Genomic DNA, 16,007 nt, shown 5'->3' on the forward strand with positions numbered 1-16,007 from the left:
AAACCTGCAATCCCACGAATCGGAATTTGAAGCCTATGAAAACGGAAACCACGGATGTCGTCATCATCGGCGCAGGGCCAGCGGGCTCGGTCGCTGCCGGCTTGCTGCGCAAGCACGGGATTCCGGTGCTGGTGATCGAGAAAGAGACCTTCCCGCGCTTTTCGATCGGCGAAAGCCTGCTGCCGCAGAGCATGGCCTATATCGAAGAAGCGGGCATGCTGCGCGCGGTGGTGGAAGCGGGCTTCCAGTACAAGAACGGCGCCGCCTTCTCGCGCGGCACGCAGCAGACCGCGTTCGACTTCCGCGAGAAATTCTCGCCCGGCTGGGGCACCACCTACCAGGTGCAGCGCGCGCGCTTTGACGACGTGCTGATCGGGGAGGCCGCGCACCAGGGCGCCGAGGTGCGCTTCTCGCACCTGGTGGAGAACGTCGACGTCAGCGGCGCGCAGCCGGAAGTCACCGTGCGCGCGCCCGACGGCAGCCAGTACAAGGTACGCGCCAGGTTCCTGCTCGACGCCTCGGGCTTCGGCCGCATCCTGCCGCGCCTGCTGCAGCTGGAAACGCCGTCGGGCTTCCCGGTGCGCAGCGCGATCTTCACGCACGTGGAAGACCGCATCCCGACCGGCACCTTCGACCGCAACAAGATCCTGATCAGCGTGCATCCGCAGCACCAGGACGTCTGGTACTGGACCATCCCGTTCTCCGACGGCCGCTGCTCGCAGGGCGTGGTGGCGGAGAAGGCGTTCCTGGACCGCTACACCGGCAGCGACACCGAGCGGCTGCAGGCACTGGTGGCCGAAGAGCCGGGCCTGGCGAAGCTGCTCGGCAACGCGCAGTGGGACACCCCCGCGCGCCAGATCGCGGGCTATTCGGCCAATGTGAAGTCGCTGTGGGGCAACGGCTACGCGCTGCTCGGCAACGCCGGCGAGTTCCTGGACCCCGTGTTCTCGTCCGGCGTCACCATCGCCTTCAAGTCGGCCAGCCTGGCGGCGCAATGCCTGGTGCGCCAGTTCGCCGGCGAGACCGTGGACTGGGAGCAGGACTTCGCGCGGCCGCTCAAGGCCGGCGTGGACTGCTTCCGCGTCTTTGTCGAAGCCTGGTACGAGGGCCGCTTCCAGAAGCTGATCTTCCATCCCAACGCCACCCCGGAAATCCGCAACATGATCTCGGCGATCCTGGCCGGCTATGCCTGGGACCGCGACAATCCCTTCGTTGCCGAACCGCGCCGCCGGCTGGCGGTGCTGGAAGAATTCTGCAACGTCCGATGAACCGCGCCACCTTGTCCGCGCTGGCGTTGGCCACTGCCCTGGCAGCGGGCTGCGCGTCGCCTGGCTCGGTTCCCGAAGCCAGGGCTTCAGCCGCCGGCGCCACGGCGCTGCTGCGCCTGCCGCCGGCCTCGCTGCAGCGCGAACTGAAGCTGCAGCAGCACATCACCGTCGAGTTCACCCTGCAGGGCCGCACCGAGCGCCGTGAACTGCTGGCGCAGCTCGAAGCCGATGCCGCCCACACGCGGCTGGCCGCCGTCGGCGGCGGGCAGGTGCTGGCGCGGCTGGACTGGGACGGCGCCACGCTGCAGGTATCGCGCGCGCCCTGGGCGCCGGCCGAGCTGCAGCCCGAACGCATCCTGAGCGACCTGCAGCTCGCGCTGTGGCCGGCCGCGGCCATCCGCGCCGCCTTGCCAGCGGGCTGGAGCTTCGACGCGGCGCCCGCGCTGCGCCAGTTGCGCCAGGGCAGCGAAATCGTGGCGGAGATCCGCTTCCCCGATGCCGCCACCACGCTGTTCGTGCAGCACCGCGACGGCTATCGGCTCACGATCCGCAACCTGCCCGCGGCGGCAAACAACTCGGGCGGTGCGGCATGACGGCATATTTGAACACCGTCGGCATCCGCTGCGCGCTCGGGCGCGGGCAGAACGCCGTGCGCGCGGCCATGTGGCAAGCCGGCGCGCCAGCGGCCGGCGAAGTCACCGACCGTTACAGCCCTGGCCGCCCGTTGTTGCTGGGCACGGTCAGCGATCTTGCCGACGATGCCGTGCCCGCGCATGCCGAAGCGCGCCATCGCAGCCGCAACAACGCCCTGCTGCTCGACGCGCTGCACCAGATTCGCCCGGCCGTGGACGAGTCCATCGCCCGCATCGGCCCCGCCCGCGTGGCGGTGGTGCTCGGCACCAGCACCTCCGGCATGCGTGAAGCCGAACTGGCGCTGCAGGCGCTGGCAGCGGACGGCACATTGCCCCCGGCCTATCACTATGGCCAGCAGGAGCTGGGCTCGCCCGCCGGCTTTCTCGCCGCCACACTGGGCACGACCGGGCCGGCGTACACGATCTCGACCGCCTGCTCGTCCAGCGCGAAAGCGCTGGCAGCCGGTGCGCGGCTGCTGCGCCACGGCCTGGCGGACGTGGTGCTGGCCGGCGGCGTCGATACCCTGTGCGCATTTACGGTGGCCGGCTTTTCCTCGCTGGAGTCGGTCAGCGCGGCGCGCTGCAATCCGCTCTCGGCCAACCGCAATGGCATCAATATCGGCGAAGGCGCGGCGCTGTTCCTGATGTCGCGCGACGCCGGGCCGGTGCGCCTGGCCGGCTGGGGTGAATCGTCCGACGCTTACCACATGTCAGCGCCCGACCCGCAGGGCAAGGGTGCGCAACTGGCCATGCAACAGGCGCTGGCGCGCGCCGGCGTCGGCGCGCAGGCAATCGACTACGTCAACCTGCATGGCACCGCGACGCCGGCCAACGACGTGATGGAGGCCCACGCCGTGGCTGCGGTGCTGGGCCGCGAAGTGCCGGTCAGCTCTACCAAGCCGCTGACCGGGCACACGCTGGGCGCGGCCGGCGCCATCGAAGCCGCCCTGATGTGGCTCACGCTCGCCGGCAACCCGCGCGGCCAGCTGCCGCCGCACTGGTGGGACGGCGTGGCCGATGCGGCGCTGCCCCCGCTGCACGTGGCCGGGCCGGGCAGCGCGCTCGGGCGCGCGCCGCGCCATGTGATGAGCCTGTCGTTTGCTTTTGGCGGCAGCAACGGCGTGCTGGTGCTGGGGGAAGGATGAGCATGCAAGACCTGGACACTCTGCCACCCGTCGCCGAAGTGGTGCCCCACGGCGGGGCCATGCTGCTGCTCGACGCCCTGCTGCATGCCGACGACGAAGGCTGCACGGTGCGCGCCACGGTACGGCCGGGGCAGCTCTTCACCGATGCGGCCGGCATGCCCGGCTGGGTCGGCATCGAATACATGGCGCAGGCCATCGCCGCCTGGGCGGGCATGCGCAACCGGCGCGCCGGCCGCGCGCCCGGCATCGGCTTCCTGCTGGGCTCGCGCCGCTATGAGTGCGACGTGCCGGCCTTCCCCATTGGCAGCAAGCTGACCATCAGCGTGCACGCCGAACTGACCGGCGACAATGGACTCGGCCAGTTTGCCTGCCGCCTGGCGCTGGATGGCCGCGAGGTCGCCCGCGCCAATGTCTCCGTGTTCCAGCCTGCCGATGCGCAGGCCTTTCTGCAAGGACAACAGCCATGAGTAATCCGACCGTGCTGGTCACGGGTTCGTCGCGCGGCATCGGCCGCGCCATTGCCCTGCGGCTGGCCCGCGACGGCTATGACGTGGTGGTGCACTGCCGCTCGCGCCGCGACGAGGCCGACTCCGTCGCCGACGCGGTGCGCGCATGCGGGCGCAAGTCCCGCGTGCTGTGCTTCGACGTGGCCCGCCGCGAAGATGCCGCCAGCGCGCTGCTGGCCGATATTGCCGCGCATGGCTGCTACTACGGCGTGGTGTGCAACGCGGGCCTGGCGCGCGATGCGGCCTTCCCGGCCATGACCGGCGCCGAATGGGACGAGGTGGTGCATACCAACCTCGATGCCTTCTACAACGTGCTCAACCCGGTGGTGATGCCGATGGTGCAGCGCCGCCAGCCGGGCCGCATCGTCACGCTGTCATCGGTGTCGGGGCTGGTGGGCAACCGCGGCCAGGCCAACTACAGCGCGGCCAAGGCCGGCATCATCGGCGCCACCAAGGCGCTGGCGATCGAACTGGCCAAGCGCGCGATCACCGTCAACTGCGTGGCGCCCGGGCTGATCGACACCGACATGGTCGAGCCCCATGTGCGCGACGAAGCGCTGCGCATGATCCCGGCGCGGCGCATGGGCACGCCCGATGAAGTCGCCGCCACCGTGGCCTTTCTGATGTCGCCCGATGCGGGCTACATCACGCGCCAGGTGATTTCGGTCAACGGGGGGATGTTCGGGTGAAACGCGTCGTCATCACCGGAACCGGCGCGGTCTGCGCGCTGGGCAATGACTGGGCGTCCGCGCGCGGCTTCCTGTCTTCGGGGCGCAGCGCCGTCGTGCGCATGCCGGAGTGGGAAGGCATCAAGGGCCTGAACACGATGCTGGGCGCGCCCGTGCCGCCGCTGACGCTGCCCCCGCACTACACGCGCAAGCTGACCCGCTCGATGGGCAAGGTGGCGCTGATGTCGGTGCTGGCCAGCGAGGCCGCCTTGCAGGACGCGGGCCTTCTCGGTGATCCGCTGCTGGCCAGCGGCAGGCTTGGCATCGCCTATGGCTCTTCCACCGGCACGCCCGAGGCGGTCGCCGACTTCGGCCGCATGCGCAGCGAGCGCACCACCGAGGACATCAGCGCGACCACCTATATCCGCATGATGCCCCACACCACGGCGGTCAATATCGGCGTGTTCTTCGGCATCACCGGGCGCATCGTGACCACCTCCAGCGCCTGCACCTCGGGCAGCCAGGGCATCGGCTATGCCTACGAGGCCATCCGCGGCGGCCGCCAGGTGGCGATGCTGGCGGGCGGCGCGGAAGAACTCGACGCCACCGAGGCGGCCGTGTTCGACACGCTCTTTGCCACCAGCACCTGCAACGACACCCCGCAGGCCACGCCGCGCCCGTTCGACCGCGCGCGCGACGGCCTGGTGCTGGGCGAGGGCGCGGGCACGCTGGTGCTGGAGGAACTGGCACACGCCCAGGCGCGCGGCGCGCGCATCGTGGCCGAGATCGTGGGCTTCGGCACCAACAGCGACGGCGCGCACGTGACCCAGCCCAAGGCCGAGACCATGGCCGTGGCGATGCGGCTGGCGCTGGAAGACGCGGGCCTTGAACCCGCGCGCATCGGCTACGTCAACGCGCACGGCACCGCCACCGACCACGGCGACGTGGCCGAGTCGCACGCCACGCATGCTGTGTTCGGCCCTGCCATGCCGGTCAGCTCGCTCAAGAGCTACATGGGCCATACCCTGGGTGCGTGCGGCGCGCTCGAAGCCTGGATGACCATCGAGATGATGCGCGACGGCTGGTTTGCACCCACGCTGAACCTGAGCAGCCCCGACCCGCGCTGCGCCCCCCTCGACTACATCATGCAGACCCCGCGCGAGCTGGCGGTGGACTACGTGATGAGCAACAACTTCGCTTTCGGCGGCATCAACACCTCACTGGTGTTCCGCCGTTGGGAAGACTGAAGTGCTTTTTAGATTGGCAACCGCATACCAACCAGAAGAAGGAAGATCCATGAAGCCCGTTCTCCGCGCCGTCGCCCTGACGATCTGCGCCAGCGCCCTGCTCGCCTCCCCCGCGATGGCCCGCGACACCAAGTACATGCTGCCGCTGCAGGAAGTGCTCAACATGCCGGAAGCCAAGGAAAAGCTTGACGACTCCTTCCGCTTCTACCTGGCCGGGCAGAAGACGCCGAAGGTGCTGGAGCGCCTGGAATCGGGCATCTCCAACCGCAAGACCAACGGCGTGGGCAAGAGCGACGAGGACGGCTGCCGCTGGGCCGCGCTGTCGGCGCTGATCGCGCTGCAGGACACGGCCAAGTCCCAGGGCGCCAACGCCGTCATCGACATCGTCAGCTATTACAAGAAGAACGAGGTCACGAGCGCGACCGACTATGAATGCCACGCCGGTGCCGTGGTGGTAGGCGTGGCGCTGAAAGGCACCTACGCCAGGATCGCGCAGTAATGCCAGCCTGGCTGCGCCTGGGATGCGTGACTGCGCTGGCCGCGCAGGCACCCGAAGCGCAGTCGTGGATGTCTGCAGGCGAGCGCGCGCGCCTGGCGGCGATGCCGGCAACGCGGCGGCGCGGGCAGTTCGTCGCGGGCCGATGGCTGGCCCGCACGCTGCTCGCGCAGGCCTTCGGCGGCAGCTGGCAGGACTGGTCGCTGACGGACGGCGAGGATGCGCCGCCCCAGGCCCGCGGCCCGGCGCCGGCCAGCCTGTCGATCTCGCACAGCGGCGACCGGATCGCCTGCGCGGTGGGCACCAACGCCCTTGGCCTCGATCTCGAGTTCGTGCGGCCACGCAAGGGCCTCGACGCGCTTTATGGTGCGGTCACCACCGAGGCCGAGCGCGCCACGCTTGCCAGCCACGTGGCGCCAGGGGATATCGCGCACCGGTTTGCGCATGCGTGGACGCTCAAGGAGGCCGGCCTCAAGCTCCACGGCGGCGGCCTGTTCGCCACCATGCTGGGCCATGCGCTGACGCTGGAGGCGTCGTGCGCACAGGGCGCCAACGCTTGTACCTGGCTGCATGACGGCCATGTGCTGGCACTCTGCGCCCCTGACATTGGTACCCTGACCACGCTGGTGATGCCCGCCGCCCCGCGTTACTGGCGGCTGGTGCCGACCGGCTCCACTGCCATCAACCATGCCTGAATCGATGTCTGTAAATGTTGCGCTTGTTGGCGCATGCACCGCCAGGACCGCCCAATGAACGCGGTCAGCATTTTCTTCCTGCAGGCGATGCTGGTGGTCGCGCTGCCCTACCTCCTGTGGCGTGGTGCCGGCCTGCAGTCGGTGTTTCCGCTGGTGGGCGTGCAGGTGCTGGCGGGCATCGTGCTGGGTCCGTCCGTGTTCGGTGCGCTGGCGCCGCAGGGCTGGACCGCACTGTTCGGGCCTGAGCGTCTGCCGATGCTGTCCGGCCTGCAGTGGCTGGCCGTGACACTGTTTTGCTTCCTGACCGGCCTGCACCTGCGCGAAGGCGGCGCGCCCGCGCACTGGCGCGCGACCCTGCAGATCTCGCTGGGCAGCATCGCGGCGCCGTTCGCGCTCGGGGCCGCTGCCGGCTGGTGGATGACCACGGCCGGCTGGCCGGTCGCCGGCGAACTGGCCGACCCTTATTGGTTCGCCTGCGCCATGGGCATCTGCACCGCCGTCACGGCGCTGCCGGTGTTGGGTGCGCTGCTGCGCGAGATGCGCCTGACCGGCACGCACCTGGGCCAGCTGGCGCTGCGCTGCGCCGCCGTCAACGATGCCTGGATATGGCTGTTCCTGACGCTGGTGCTGCTTCAGCATGGCGGCCAGGAAGGCGCGAGCGCCCTTACCGTCGCGGCCCGCGCCGGTGCCTACCTGGCGTTCATGTTCCTGGCGGTGCGCCCGGCCCTGGCCTGGCTGCTGCGCCGCCGCGCGCCGGAGACGGAGTTGCTGCTGGCGATAGCTCTGTTCCTGGTGCTGGCCTCGGCATTCCTGGGCGAACTGGCCGGGCTGCACCATGTGATGGGCGGCTTCATCGCCGGACTGGTGTGGCCCGCGCGCGCAGCCCAGCGCGTGCGCCAGCAGCTCGAACCGGTCACGGTGGTGGTGCTGCTGCCCTTCTTCTTCCTCGCCGCCGGGCTGCGCACGGAGATCTCGCTGGACAATCCGATGACGCTGTGGATCGCGGTGCTGTCGCTGGCCGTCGCGATCACTGGCAAGATGGCCGGCGTCGCACTGCCCGCGCGCCGCGCGGGCATGGGCTGGCGCGAATCGCTGGCACTGGGCACGCTGCTGCAGACTAAGGGCCTGGTCGAAGTGGTAGTGCTGACTGTGCTGCTGGACGCGCGCATCATCAGTACCGCGGCGTTCTCCGGCCTGCTGCTGATGGCGCTGGCCAGCACGCTGCTGGCGCGGCCGTTGACGATGCTGGTGGCGCGGGGCCGGTTGCCTTGAGCACCTGCCGGCCGCTCACACCGGCGTGAACCCCGGCAATCCCGCAATCTCCTGCGCCAGGTAGTCCAGCAACACCCGCACCCGCGCCGGCTGGTAACGCCGCGACGGATAGACCAGGAACGCCTCCTGCGCCGGGCCGCTCCAGCGCGGCAGCACCCGCTGCAAGGCGCCGCTGTCGAGCAGGTCCTGCACCAGCCACGCCGGCGTCATGCCAAAGCCGGCGCTGGCCAGGAAGCACTCTCGCATCGCCAGCGAGTTGTTGACGCGGTAGCGGCAGGGCGCGCTGACCAGTGCCTGTCCACCGGGGCCGTCGAGCAAGATATCGTCGCCGGCCGCAAGCCAGGTAATGCGCAGGATCTGGTGCCGCGCCAGGTCGGCCGGCTGCCGGATTCGCGGATGTCGATGCGGTGCGGCCCGACCTTGCCCGTCAGTCCCGCTCCGGCGCCCCCGGCGGGAAGAGCGGGCGATAGGGCCGTGCCTCGTCCACCGCGCGCGCAAACGACGGCCGCGCCAGCAGCCGGTTGCGATAGGCGCGCACGTTGCCGCACGCAGCCGGGACCGGCTGCACCCAGTCCGCATAGAACAGCGACGGCGCGGCGGCGCAGTCGGCCAGCGTAAAGGCGCCGCCCGCGGCCCATTCCCGGCCGGCCAGCGTTGAATCCAGCCAGGCATAGGCCGAATCGAGCAGCTTGCGCGCCTCGGCCACGCCAAAGGCATCGCGGTGCTCCGCCGGGCGCAGGTAGTCGGCCACGATGCGCTGCATCGGCGTCATCACGTACTGGTCAAAGAAGCGGTCGAGCAGGCGCACCTGCAGCGCGGCGTCGGGCGACTCCGGCAGCCAGCGCACGGCCCCGCGGTAATGCTGGTCCAGGTATTCGACGATGATGCTGGACTCGAACACCGGGCGGCTGCCGTCGACCAGCACCGGCATGCGCCTGAGCGGCCACAGCCTGGCGAGTTCGTCCATGTTCTCACCGTGTTCGGGCGACAGCATCCGGAACTCGAAAGGGATGGCGTTCTCGTACAACGCAACGAGAACCTTCTGGCAATAGGACGAAAACGGGTGGGCGTACAACTCCATCGTGATCTCCGGTAGTGATCTTCGGCGGTGGTCGGCGCGCAGCTACGGCTGCGCCGCAAAGCGATCTGTCGCGGCAATCAGCTGATCCATGATGCCCGGCTCGGTCCACGCATGGCCGGCGCCCTCGATCAGGTGGAACTCGGCCGTGGGCCAGGCCTGGTGCAGCGCATAGGCATAGCGCACCGGGCACGGCATGTCATAGCGGCCATGCACGATCACGCCGGGGATGGCGGCCAGCTTGCGCGCGTCGCGCAGCAGCTGCCCGTCTTCCAGCCAGCAGCGGTGCGTGAAGTAGTGGTTCTCCAGCCGCGCGAACGCCAGCGCGAAGTGCCCGTCGTCGTGCCTGGCGCTGTTGCCGGCATCGGGCAGCAGCGTGATGGTCTCGCCTTCCCAGACGCTCCATGCGCGCGCCGCTTCCACCTGCTTGTCCTGGTCGTCACCGGTCAGCAGCTTGCGGTACGCGGCCATCATGTTGCCGCGCTCGGCCTCGGGCACCGGCGCCTGGAAGCGCGCCCACTTGTCGGGGAACATCTCGGACACGCCGTACTGGTAGTACCAGTCCAGCTCAGCCTGCGACACCGTGTAGATGCCGCGCAGCACCAGCTCGCTGACGCGCTGCGGGTGCGCCTGCGCATAGGCCAGCGCCAGCGTCGAGCCCCATGAGCCGCCGAACACCAGCCAGCGCTCCACGCCGGCCAGATCGCGCAGGCGCTCGATATCGTCGACCAGGTGCCACGTGGTGTTGGCCTCCAGCCCCGCATGGGGCGTCGAGCGCCCGCAGCCGCGCTGGTCGAACAGCAGCACGTCATAGCGCGCCGGATCGAACAAGCGCCGATGGTCGGCGGAAATCCCGCCGCCCGGCCCGCCGTGCAGGAACACCGCCGGCTTGGCACCAGGCGTGCCCACGCGTTCGTAGTAGATGACATGCCCGTCGCCGACATCCAGCGTGCCGGTTTCATAGGGCTCGATTTCAGGATAGAGGGTGCGCGGGGCGGGCATGGATGCGGGTCTCCGGAGGTCGGGATCCACAGTTTACCCGGGAGACGATCGCTGTGCCGCAGCGAGCCGGCGCTGGACGTATTCGGGCACGTGATACGTCCATGGCCGATTACACCCTGCCGCTGGAACCCATCGCCATCATTGGAATCTCGGATTCAGCGCGATGCATCAGTTACCCGGGCCGGCATCGGCCTTGCGCTGCAGCCACGGATAGCGCTCCGTGTCGTCGTCACCGTAGTCCGGATCCAGATACACGTAGCAGCGCTGGATACGGAAGTCCCGGATTTCGAAGACATCGCACCACAGGCCGGCGTGGGTCACGCCAGCCCGCCAGGTACGGCCTGACTTGGTGGTCCCGCTCGAGGTACCCTCCACCACGACCAGATCGCCCTGCTGGATGATGTTGGCATGCGCGATATCGTGGCTGACCGATTCCAGGATGCCCATCAGGTCCCGGAACAGTGATTCGATCTGCGCGCGCCCCCGCGCCATCCCCCACTTCGGGAAGTAGAACGCCGCATGTTCGTCGAACAGCTCCGCGACGCTTTCGCCGCGGTCCATGCGCCGGAAGTACTCCAGCGCGATTGCCTTGCGCTGCTCGTCGGTCATCGGTCTGGTTTCCATGTTTCTGCGTCTCCTGTTTGGAAAGGGCACGCCGGCCGGCAGCCGGCCGGCGTGCGCCGCTTTACTTGGCGATGGATTCCAGCGCGCTGTAGGTCATGTCGCTTTCCTTGATCTTCGCTTCGTTGAGCTTATAGCCGCGGAAGAGATAGACGGAGGCGTGGCGCGCCTTGAAGTCGATGATATCGCCCTGGACCGATGAGGAGTACTTCGTGCCATCCTCGCCCGTCGACGGCGTCATGTGGAAGTTGATGAACTTCCAGAACTCGCCCTTCTTGTCATAGGCCTCGCCCATGTATATGCGGGGATAGTTCACGTCCATATAGACGACCTTCTTGCCATAGGGGTGCTCGTTCGGCGGCGTGCCCTCGATCACCCAGACCTCGCGAGGCTGCCACGTCTGTAGCGGATTCCAGTGCGGGGGGTTGCTGAGGTCTACCGTCTTCCATTCCTCCGGCGTGCCCTTCTTAGACGGGTTGTAGCCAAGCTTCGCATCCGAGATCGCCAGGATCCAGCGGCGGCTCACCAGCTTGACCTTGGGGTACCACGAAGGCCGCGCATTCCACACATAGATGTCATCGTTCAGCACGTCGAGGCCGCCTACCGGGTCCATCCATGCGCCGCCTGACAGGCGACGGGTGCGGCGCGCCGATTTGATATAGGCCCAGCTGTCCTCTAGCTTCGGGCTATCGTAGCGGATGGTAAAGGTGCCTACCCCCTTGATGTCTTCCGGCGCCGTCGCCACGAACAGGGTCTTGCTGAGGGTGCCGCCATCGCCCAGCACCGGCTTGTCGCCGCTGATCCGGCCTTTCATGTAGTACCGCTGGAACAGCCAGTCCTGTGTCGACTCCAGGCCCTTGTCGCCGCTGATCATCAGGAAGGTAGCCTTGTTGTTGATGACGTCGCCTTCCGGGGAGGCGTAGTAGAAGTTCCAGATCAGCTTGTCGCCTGCGAAGGGATCGTTCTGGCTGACTTCAGGGAACGGAATGCCAGCCACCCAGCCGGTCACTTCGCGGGTTTTCTCATCGAACTGCGCCTTGCCGGCGTTCTTCTTCGTGGCCTCGAGGTACTTGGGGTCGAGCTGCACAGGCTTGGCATGGCCGAGCGGAATCTTCAGGCCGGTGTTTCGGATCTGCCACTCGAGCTTCTCGGTCAGCAGGCTAGCAATGCTGTGGCCATCGAACGTGTCGCTCTTGACCTTGTCGATGTTGGCCTTGTCGATCACGGTGCCGGCGGGTAGCTCCGCGGCCAGCGTTGCCGCCGGGCCGGCGCTGAATGCCGCGAGCATGCACAGCGCGAGCGTCTTCTGGATGCGATTCATGGTGTGTCTCCTACTTAGAACTGTCGTGTCAGACGAACAAGGAACTGGTCATTGCCGGCAAACGATCCGAACAGACCGGTCGAGTTTTCGATCTGGCCCGGTTGCCGCTTGTGCTTCGAGAAAAAGAGATCGGCCTCCAGGACCAGTCTCCAGTGGTCCCCATAAACGAACTCCACGCTTGGGATCAGGAAGGCGCCGCCGCCCTGCAGCGATGCGCCGGCCGCCAGCTGGGGATTGATCTTGTCGTTCTTGTAGTTCAGGCCAAGGATGACGGTGGCGATGGTCGAATGCTGGCTCGCCGCCCTGCCGTACCCCACCATGTTGACGATGTCATCCGAGCGCTTGTAGTTCTGGATCCACTTGTCGAACACCTGCACCGAGAAGAACGACGGCCGGCTGGTGCCCAGCAGCCTGGTCAGGTTCAGGTTCTTGTCCATCCGGACCATGGCGGTGACCAGATCCTTCTTGATGATGCCGCCAAATCCCGGCAGGGCGCCGCCAAAGAAGTTGGTGCCTACGTTGTAGGGCGCATTGCGCGTGTAGACCAGTTCCGTGCTGAGCACCGAATCGATGGCCGGGACGTAGCCGCTGACGGTAGCGCCGAACAGGTCGATCTTCGGAAAGATGAAGTCGCCGAGCGCGCCGGTTGGCGCCTGGCCCGACGGCGCGAAGGCCGAGTTCACCACCGGGTCGTTGCTGAACGTCTTCAGGTAGGCCAGCGAGTAGTTCACCGGCCCGGCGATGCCTTCCCAGCGGACGCCACCGGTCTTGTCGCTGACATTGGCGCCCGGCTGGCGATAGTTGTAGTTCAGCGCGCCGGGAGCGAGGAAGTCCACCCCCTTGTATGGCTGGCCGGCCCAGCGGCCGCCATACAGATCGTAGCTGTTGCCCACGTCGCGGTTCCGGTCGATGCCAGGGCGGAACAGCAGCTGCAGGCTGCCATCCGCCTCCGGGACATTCACCTTGGCCTTGAGGAGGAACAGCGGCTTGCGCAGTTCATCGCCCTCGCGCTCCAGGAAGGAGCGCCAGCGGTAATCGAAGCCGTTGACCAGGTCGAGCGCGCGGAAGAAGTCGGTCTCTCCCCAGACCACCTGCTGCTTGCCGATGCGGAGATTCACGCGGTCTACGGGCGAGAAATCCATGTAGTACTCGCGCAGATCGGCCTGGTCATACTGGTCCATCAGGTGGCTGCCCGGGCCCCCGGGGGAATTGGTCCGGTTCAGCTGTTCCAGGTCCTTCAGGTACCGCGTCTTGTATTCCCCGTCGGCGCGCCCGACGACTTTCCAGGAGACCGGACCGGTCTTTGCGTCGGCATCCAGCAGCAGCGAACCACGCAGCATGGATGGCGAGAATCTGTCGTTGCGGCTGGTCTCCGGCGGATTCTGCAGATTGAAAGACGCCCAGGTGCGGGCGTATCCGCCCAGGTGGAAGCTGTAGTCCTCCGAGCCGCCATCGCGCTCCGCCGGCCGGTCCGCGCTGACCGCGGCCGGCTCCTCCGGCTCCGCCGCGACGGCACCTGACGAGGGCGCCAGGAATGCCAGCGCCAGCCCTGCCGCTCCGGCCTTCATGCCAAGTTCATACCAAGCGTTCACTCTCATTCTCTCCTCCATTGATGTTTTACTTCTTGTTCTCTTCCCCGCAAGAACGGGTTCTAGACTTCGTGCGCCGCGCCCATGGCCACGCCGGGGTGCTGCGACGCCTGGCTCTCCTCCGTCTTGACGATGAATGCGGGCCGGAATACCAGCACCATGGCCGGCATGATGAACAGGGCGCTCAGTGCCGATACGAACAGCCAGATCGCCATCAGCACGCCCATATCCGCCTGGAAGCGCAGCGAGGACGCGCACCAGAGCACCACGCTGGCAGTCAGCGTGAGCGCGGTCACCACCACGCCGCGGCCGGCGCCGTACAACGACGCAACGGTGGCCGCGGGCAGGTCCTTGCCCTCGCCGAGCTTTTCCTTGATGCCGTCAACGATGTAGAAGGCGTAGTCCACCCCGAGGCCGATACCCAGCGCCGCCACCGGCAGCGTGCTCAGGTTCATGCCGATGCCCTTCCACGCCATGTAGCTGAAGGTGATGGTGTTGGAGAGGATCACCGGCACCATGAAGAAGATGCCGGCCGTCATCGAGCGGTAGGCCACCGCGCAGCAGATCACCAGCACCAGCAAGGCGAGCGCGATGCTCTCGATCTGCCCGGCAAGAATGACCTCGTTGACCGCCGCCAGCACGCCAACCAGGCCGCCCGCCAGGCGGTATGTGCCTTCGGCGAGCGGGTGGGCATCGACGTAGGCCTTGAGCCGCGCCATGGCGGTGCGGATGCTTTCGCCCTGGTGGTCGCGGAAGTTGAACGTCACCGAGGCGTCTTGCGCCTGGACATCGGTGAAGCGCGCCATGTCGCCCGGATCGGAGCCCGAGACGAACATATACATCAGCTCGCCGTTCTCCTGTGCCGTGCTGCCCAGTTCCTGGTAGCGCGGATTGTTCTCGTTCAGGACGCGCCGGACCATCGGGATGACGTCGGCGATCGAGAGGCTGCCGCCGATCTCCGGCTGGGCTGCCATGTAGCGCTGCAGCCCAATCATGCTCGCGAGCACATTGGGTTCCTTCACCGCATTGGGCTTGTGGCCAGAGAACACCGCGTACAGCCGGTCGGCGCCCTGGAACTGCCGGTTGATCGCCGCCGCATCGCGGTTGTATGCAGAGTCTTGCCAGAGAATGGGCGAGCCGGGTTGCGCGTCCCCTACCTGAATGCGGGTGGCATACCAGGCGGAGACACCAAACACGGCAACCGCGCCGGCAAGCACGCCATAGCGCCAGCGCGTGGTGGCGCTGCGCACGCAGACACGCAGGATGCGATCGAGCAGGGGCCCGAGGTCGAGGCGATGGGCATGTCCGCGCGGGTAGCGCACCCAGGAAAGCAGGACCGGCGTCATCACGCAGGCGCTCAGCGCGATCGTCAGCACCCACACCGTGCCGATGATGGAGACCTTGTGCATCAGAGGAATCGGCGTCAGCACCACGACCACCATGCAGCCCGCGTCGGCGATCACGCCCAGCATGCCCGGCTTGAACAGTTGCAGCATGCTTGCCCTGGCCGCCGCGTGGGTGGTCTGCGCGCCTGCGGCAATTTCTTCATCGAAGCGCGACACCAGCTGCACGGAATGCGAGATGGCCCTGGCCGTGATCAGAAAGGCGATCACGATCACCAGCGGATCCAGATTGAAGCCCAGCAGGCGTGCCGCGCCCAGCGCCCAGATGGCGCTGCTCAGTCCCGCCAGCAGAGGCAGCAGCGTGCCGCGCCAGGTACGGGCAATGATGAACAGCAGCAGGACCAGGCAGCCGATCGTGAACAGGAAGATGTGCAGGGTCTCCGGCAGGAAGTGGTTGACCCAGCCGTAGAGGATGGGCTCGCCGGTCACGCGCACCCGCACGCCGTCGCCGCGCGCCGCATCGGCGATGGCCATCACCTGCGGGAAAATCTTGTTGTAGTCGGCTGCGTTCTCATAGAAATCCACCGTGACCAGGGCAGCCTTGAGGTCTTTCGAAACATAGACGCCATAGGCCAGCGGATTGTTCAGGACCGCCTGCTTGAGGGCATCCAGCCCCGCCTGGTCGTGCGGGACATCGGGCCACATCAGCGGCCTTGAATCGATGGCCTCGGTCGAACCGCGGATCTCCTTGAGCTTGCGCGATGCCAGCGAAACAATCTGGAACTGATTCGCGCCGTCGACCTGCTGCAACGCGGACGTGACCGTCTTGATCTTGGTGAGGAAGGCGGTGTTGAAGATGTCCCCTTTCTCGGACTCAAGCACGATGCTGACCACGTTCGAGCCGCCGAACGCCTGCTTGTACTTCTCATGGACCTGGATATATGGGTGGCTGCCCGGCAGCAGGTCTTCGAAGACGGTTCTGACCTCCACCCTCAGGGCGGCTGCCAGCATCGCTGCCGTCACCAGAAGGAAGATGCCGGTTACGTAAGCCCGCCGGCGTATGCAGGCCTCGACGAAGCGTTCGAGCCTGCCCTGTTCCATCGTATTCATGTTCTCCTCCAGAT

The 16,007-nt window shown here is 67.3% G+C and carries 16 protein-coding genes; 9 read left to right on the forward strand and 7 right to left on the reverse strand.

The genetic code is table 11. The features are described 5' to 3' along the window. Positions 1–35 precede the first annotated feature (35 nt). From ACREYQ_RS29055 to ACREYQ_RS29095, 9 genes are read left to right on the forward strand one after another with little or no spacing between them, the layout of a single operon-like run. The gene (locus ACREYQ_RS29055; RefSeq protein WP_432261414.1) at positions 36–1,268 is read left to right on the forward strand and encodes an NAD(P)/FAD-dependent oxidoreductase; all 1,233 of its coding nucleotides are present in this window, start codon (positions 36–38) and stop codon (positions 1,266–1,268) included. Then, a complete protein-coding gene (locus ACREYQ_RS29060) occupies positions 1,265–1,861 on the forward strand; it encodes a DUF3261 domain-containing protein (RefSeq protein WP_432261415.1) in 597 nt (198 codons plus the stop codon). Before ACREYQ_RS29055 ends, ACREYQ_RS29060 begins: the two co-directional genes overlap by 4 nt. Beyond that, positions 1,858–3,045, forward strand: a complete 1,188-nt coding sequence (locus ACREYQ_RS29065; protein WP_432261416.1) for a beta-ketoacyl-ACP synthase — start codon at positions 1,858–1,860, stop codon at positions 3,043–3,045. The genes ACREYQ_RS29060 and ACREYQ_RS29065 overlap by 4 nt, the downstream gene beginning before the upstream one ends. Positions 3,046–3,047: 2 nt before the next feature. Next, the gene (locus ACREYQ_RS29070) at positions 3,048–3,512 is read left to right on the forward strand and encodes a hypothetical protein (RefSeq protein WP_432261417.1); all 465 of its coding nucleotides are present in this window, start codon (positions 3,048–3,050) and stop codon (positions 3,510–3,512) included. Further along, on the forward strand, positions 3,509–4,240 hold the full coding sequence (fabG, locus tag ACREYQ_RS29075; protein ID WP_432261418.1) for a 3-oxoacyl-ACP reductase FabG: 732 nt from the start codon (positions 3,509–3,511) through the stop codon (positions 4,238–4,240). Before ACREYQ_RS29070 ends, fabG begins: the two co-directional genes overlap by 4 nt. Continuing rightward, a complete protein-coding gene (locus tag ACREYQ_RS29080; RefSeq protein WP_432261419.1) occupies positions 4,237–5,466 on the forward strand; it encodes a beta-ketoacyl-ACP synthase in 1,230 nt (409 codons plus the stop codon). The genes fabG and ACREYQ_RS29080 overlap by 4 nt, the downstream gene beginning before the upstream one ends. Before the next feature lie 49 nt (positions 5,467–5,515). Continuing rightward, a complete protein-coding gene (locus tag ACREYQ_RS29085) occupies positions 5,516–5,965 on the forward strand; it encodes an excinuclease ATPase subunit (RefSeq protein ID WP_432261420.1) in 450 nt (149 codons plus the stop codon). Continuing rightward, positions 5,965–6,657 carry a 4'-phosphopantetheinyl transferase family protein gene (locus ACREYQ_RS29090; RefSeq protein ID WP_432261421.1) on the forward strand — a complete coding sequence of 231 codons (693 nt, stop codon included), beginning with the start codon at positions 5,965–5,967 and terminating at the stop codon, positions 6,655–6,657. The genes ACREYQ_RS29085 and ACREYQ_RS29090 overlap by 1 nt, the downstream gene beginning before the upstream one ends. A gap of 54 nt (positions 6,658–6,711) precedes the next feature. Beyond that, complete coding sequence (locus ACREYQ_RS29095) at positions 6,712–7,929, forward strand: cation:proton antiporter (protein ID WP_432261422.1); 1,218 nt, start codon at positions 6,712–6,714, stop codon at positions 7,927–7,929. Positions 7,930–7,944: 15 nt separating this feature from the next. On the opposite strand, the gene ACREYQ_RS29100 is transcribed toward ACREYQ_RS29095, so the two are convergent. From ACREYQ_RS29100 to ACREYQ_RS29130, 7 genes are all read right to left on the reverse strand, one after another. Continuing rightward, the gene (locus ACREYQ_RS29100; protein ID WP_432261423.1) at positions 7,945–8,427 is read right to left on the reverse strand and encodes a LysR substrate-binding domain-containing protein; all 483 of its coding nucleotides are present in this window, start codon (positions 8,425–8,427) and stop codon (positions 7,945–7,947) included. Then, positions 8,357–9,010 (reverse strand): glutathione S-transferase family protein, encoded by a 654-nt coding sequence (locus ACREYQ_RS29105; RefSeq protein WP_432261424.1) that lies wholly within the window; start codon positions 9,008–9,010, stop codon positions 8,357–8,359. Before ACREYQ_RS29105 ends, ACREYQ_RS29100 begins: the two co-directional genes overlap by 71 nt. Positions 9,011–9,052: 42 nt before the next feature. Then, positions 9,053–10,009 carry a prolyl aminopeptidase gene (gene pip / locus ACREYQ_RS29110; protein WP_432261425.1) on the reverse strand — a complete coding sequence of 319 codons (957 nt, stop codon included), beginning with the start codon at positions 10,007–10,009 and terminating at the stop codon, positions 9,053–9,055. Positions 10,010–10,177: 168 nt separating this feature from the next. Next, positions 10,178–10,633, reverse strand: a complete 456-nt coding sequence (locus ACREYQ_RS29115) for a nuclear transport factor 2 family protein (protein WP_432261426.1) — start codon at positions 10,631–10,633, stop codon at positions 10,178–10,180. A 61-nt stretch (positions 10,634–10,694) separates the two neighbouring features. Further along, the gene (locus ACREYQ_RS29120) at positions 10,695–11,951 is read right to left on the reverse strand and encodes a DUF1329 domain-containing protein (protein WP_432261427.1); all 1,257 of its coding nucleotides are present in this window, start codon (positions 11,949–11,951) and stop codon (positions 10,695–10,697) included. Positions 11,952–11,965: 14 nt separating this feature from the next. Next, entirely contained in the window at positions 11,966–13,549 is a 1,584-nt protein-coding gene (locus tag ACREYQ_RS29125) for a DUF1302 family protein (protein WP_432261428.1), read from the reverse strand. Between the two features lie 53 nt (positions 13,550–13,602). After that, complete coding sequence (locus tag ACREYQ_RS29130; RefSeq protein ID WP_432261429.1) at positions 13,603–15,993, reverse strand: efflux RND transporter permease subunit; 2,391 nt, start codon at positions 15,991–15,993, stop codon at positions 13,603–13,605. Between the last annotated feature and the right edge of the window lie 14 nt (positions 15,994–16,007).

It is taken from the genome of Cupriavidus sp. TMH.W2 (assembly GCF_050847365.1).
GTDB lineage: Bacteria > Pseudomonadota > Gammaproteobacteria > Burkholderiales > Burkholderiaceae > Cupriavidus.

Excerpts from the sequence above, each read along its gene's own strand:
- ACREYQ_RS29055 (WP_432261414.1), top strand. The coding sequence starts at position 36 with ATGAAAACGGAAACCACGGATGTCGTCATCATCGGCGCAGGGCCAGCG.
- ACREYQ_RS29060 (WP_432261415.1), top strand. The coding sequence starts at position 1,265 with ATGAACCGCGCCACCTTGTCCGCGCTGGCGTTGGCCACTGCCCTGGCA.
- ACREYQ_RS29065 (WP_432261416.1), top strand. The coding sequence starts at position 1,858 with ATGACGGCATATTTGAACACCGTCGGCATCCGCTGCGCGCTCGGGCGC.
- ACREYQ_RS29070 (WP_432261417.1), top strand. The coding sequence starts at position 3,048 with ATGCAAGACCTGGACACTCTGCCACCCGTCGCCGAAGTGGTGCCCCAC.
- fabG (WP_432261418.1), top strand. The coding sequence starts at position 3,509 with ATGAGTAATCCGACCGTGCTGGTCACGGGTTCGTCGCGCGGCATCGGC.
- ACREYQ_RS29085 (WP_432261420.1), top strand. The coding sequence starts at position 5,516 with ATGAAGCCCGTTCTCCGCGCCGTCGCCCTGACGATCTGCGCCAGCGCC.
- ACREYQ_RS29090 (WP_432261421.1), top strand. The coding sequence starts at position 5,965 with ATGCCAGCCTGGCTGCGCCTGGGATGCGTGACTGCGCTGGCCGCGCAG.
- ACREYQ_RS29095 (WP_432261422.1), top strand. The coding sequence starts at position 6,712 with ATGAACGCGGTCAGCATTTTCTTCCTGCAGGCGATGCTGGTGGTCGCG.
- ACREYQ_RS29105 (WP_432261424.1), bottom strand. The coding sequence starts at position 9,010 with ATGGAGTTGTACGCCCACCCGTTTTCGTCCTATTGCCAGAAGGTTCTC.
- pip (WP_432261425.1), bottom strand. The coding sequence starts at position 10,009 with ATGCCCGCCCCGCGCACCCTCTATCCTGAAATCGAGCCCTATGAAACC.
- ACREYQ_RS29115 (WP_432261426.1), bottom strand. The coding sequence starts at position 10,633 with ATGGAAACCAGACCGATGACCGACGAGCAGCGCAAGGCAATCGCGCTG.
- ACREYQ_RS29120 (WP_432261427.1), bottom strand. The coding sequence starts at position 11,951 with ATGAATCGCATCCAGAAGACGCTCGCGCTGTGCATGCTCGCGGCATTC.
- ACREYQ_RS29125 (WP_432261428.1), bottom strand. The coding sequence starts at position 13,549 with ATGAGAGTGAACGCTTGGTATGAACTTGGCATGAAGGCCGGAGCGGCA.
- ACREYQ_RS29130 (WP_432261429.1), bottom strand. The coding sequence starts at position 15,993 with ATGAATACGATGGAACAGGGCAGGCTCGAACGCTTCGTCGAGGCCTGC.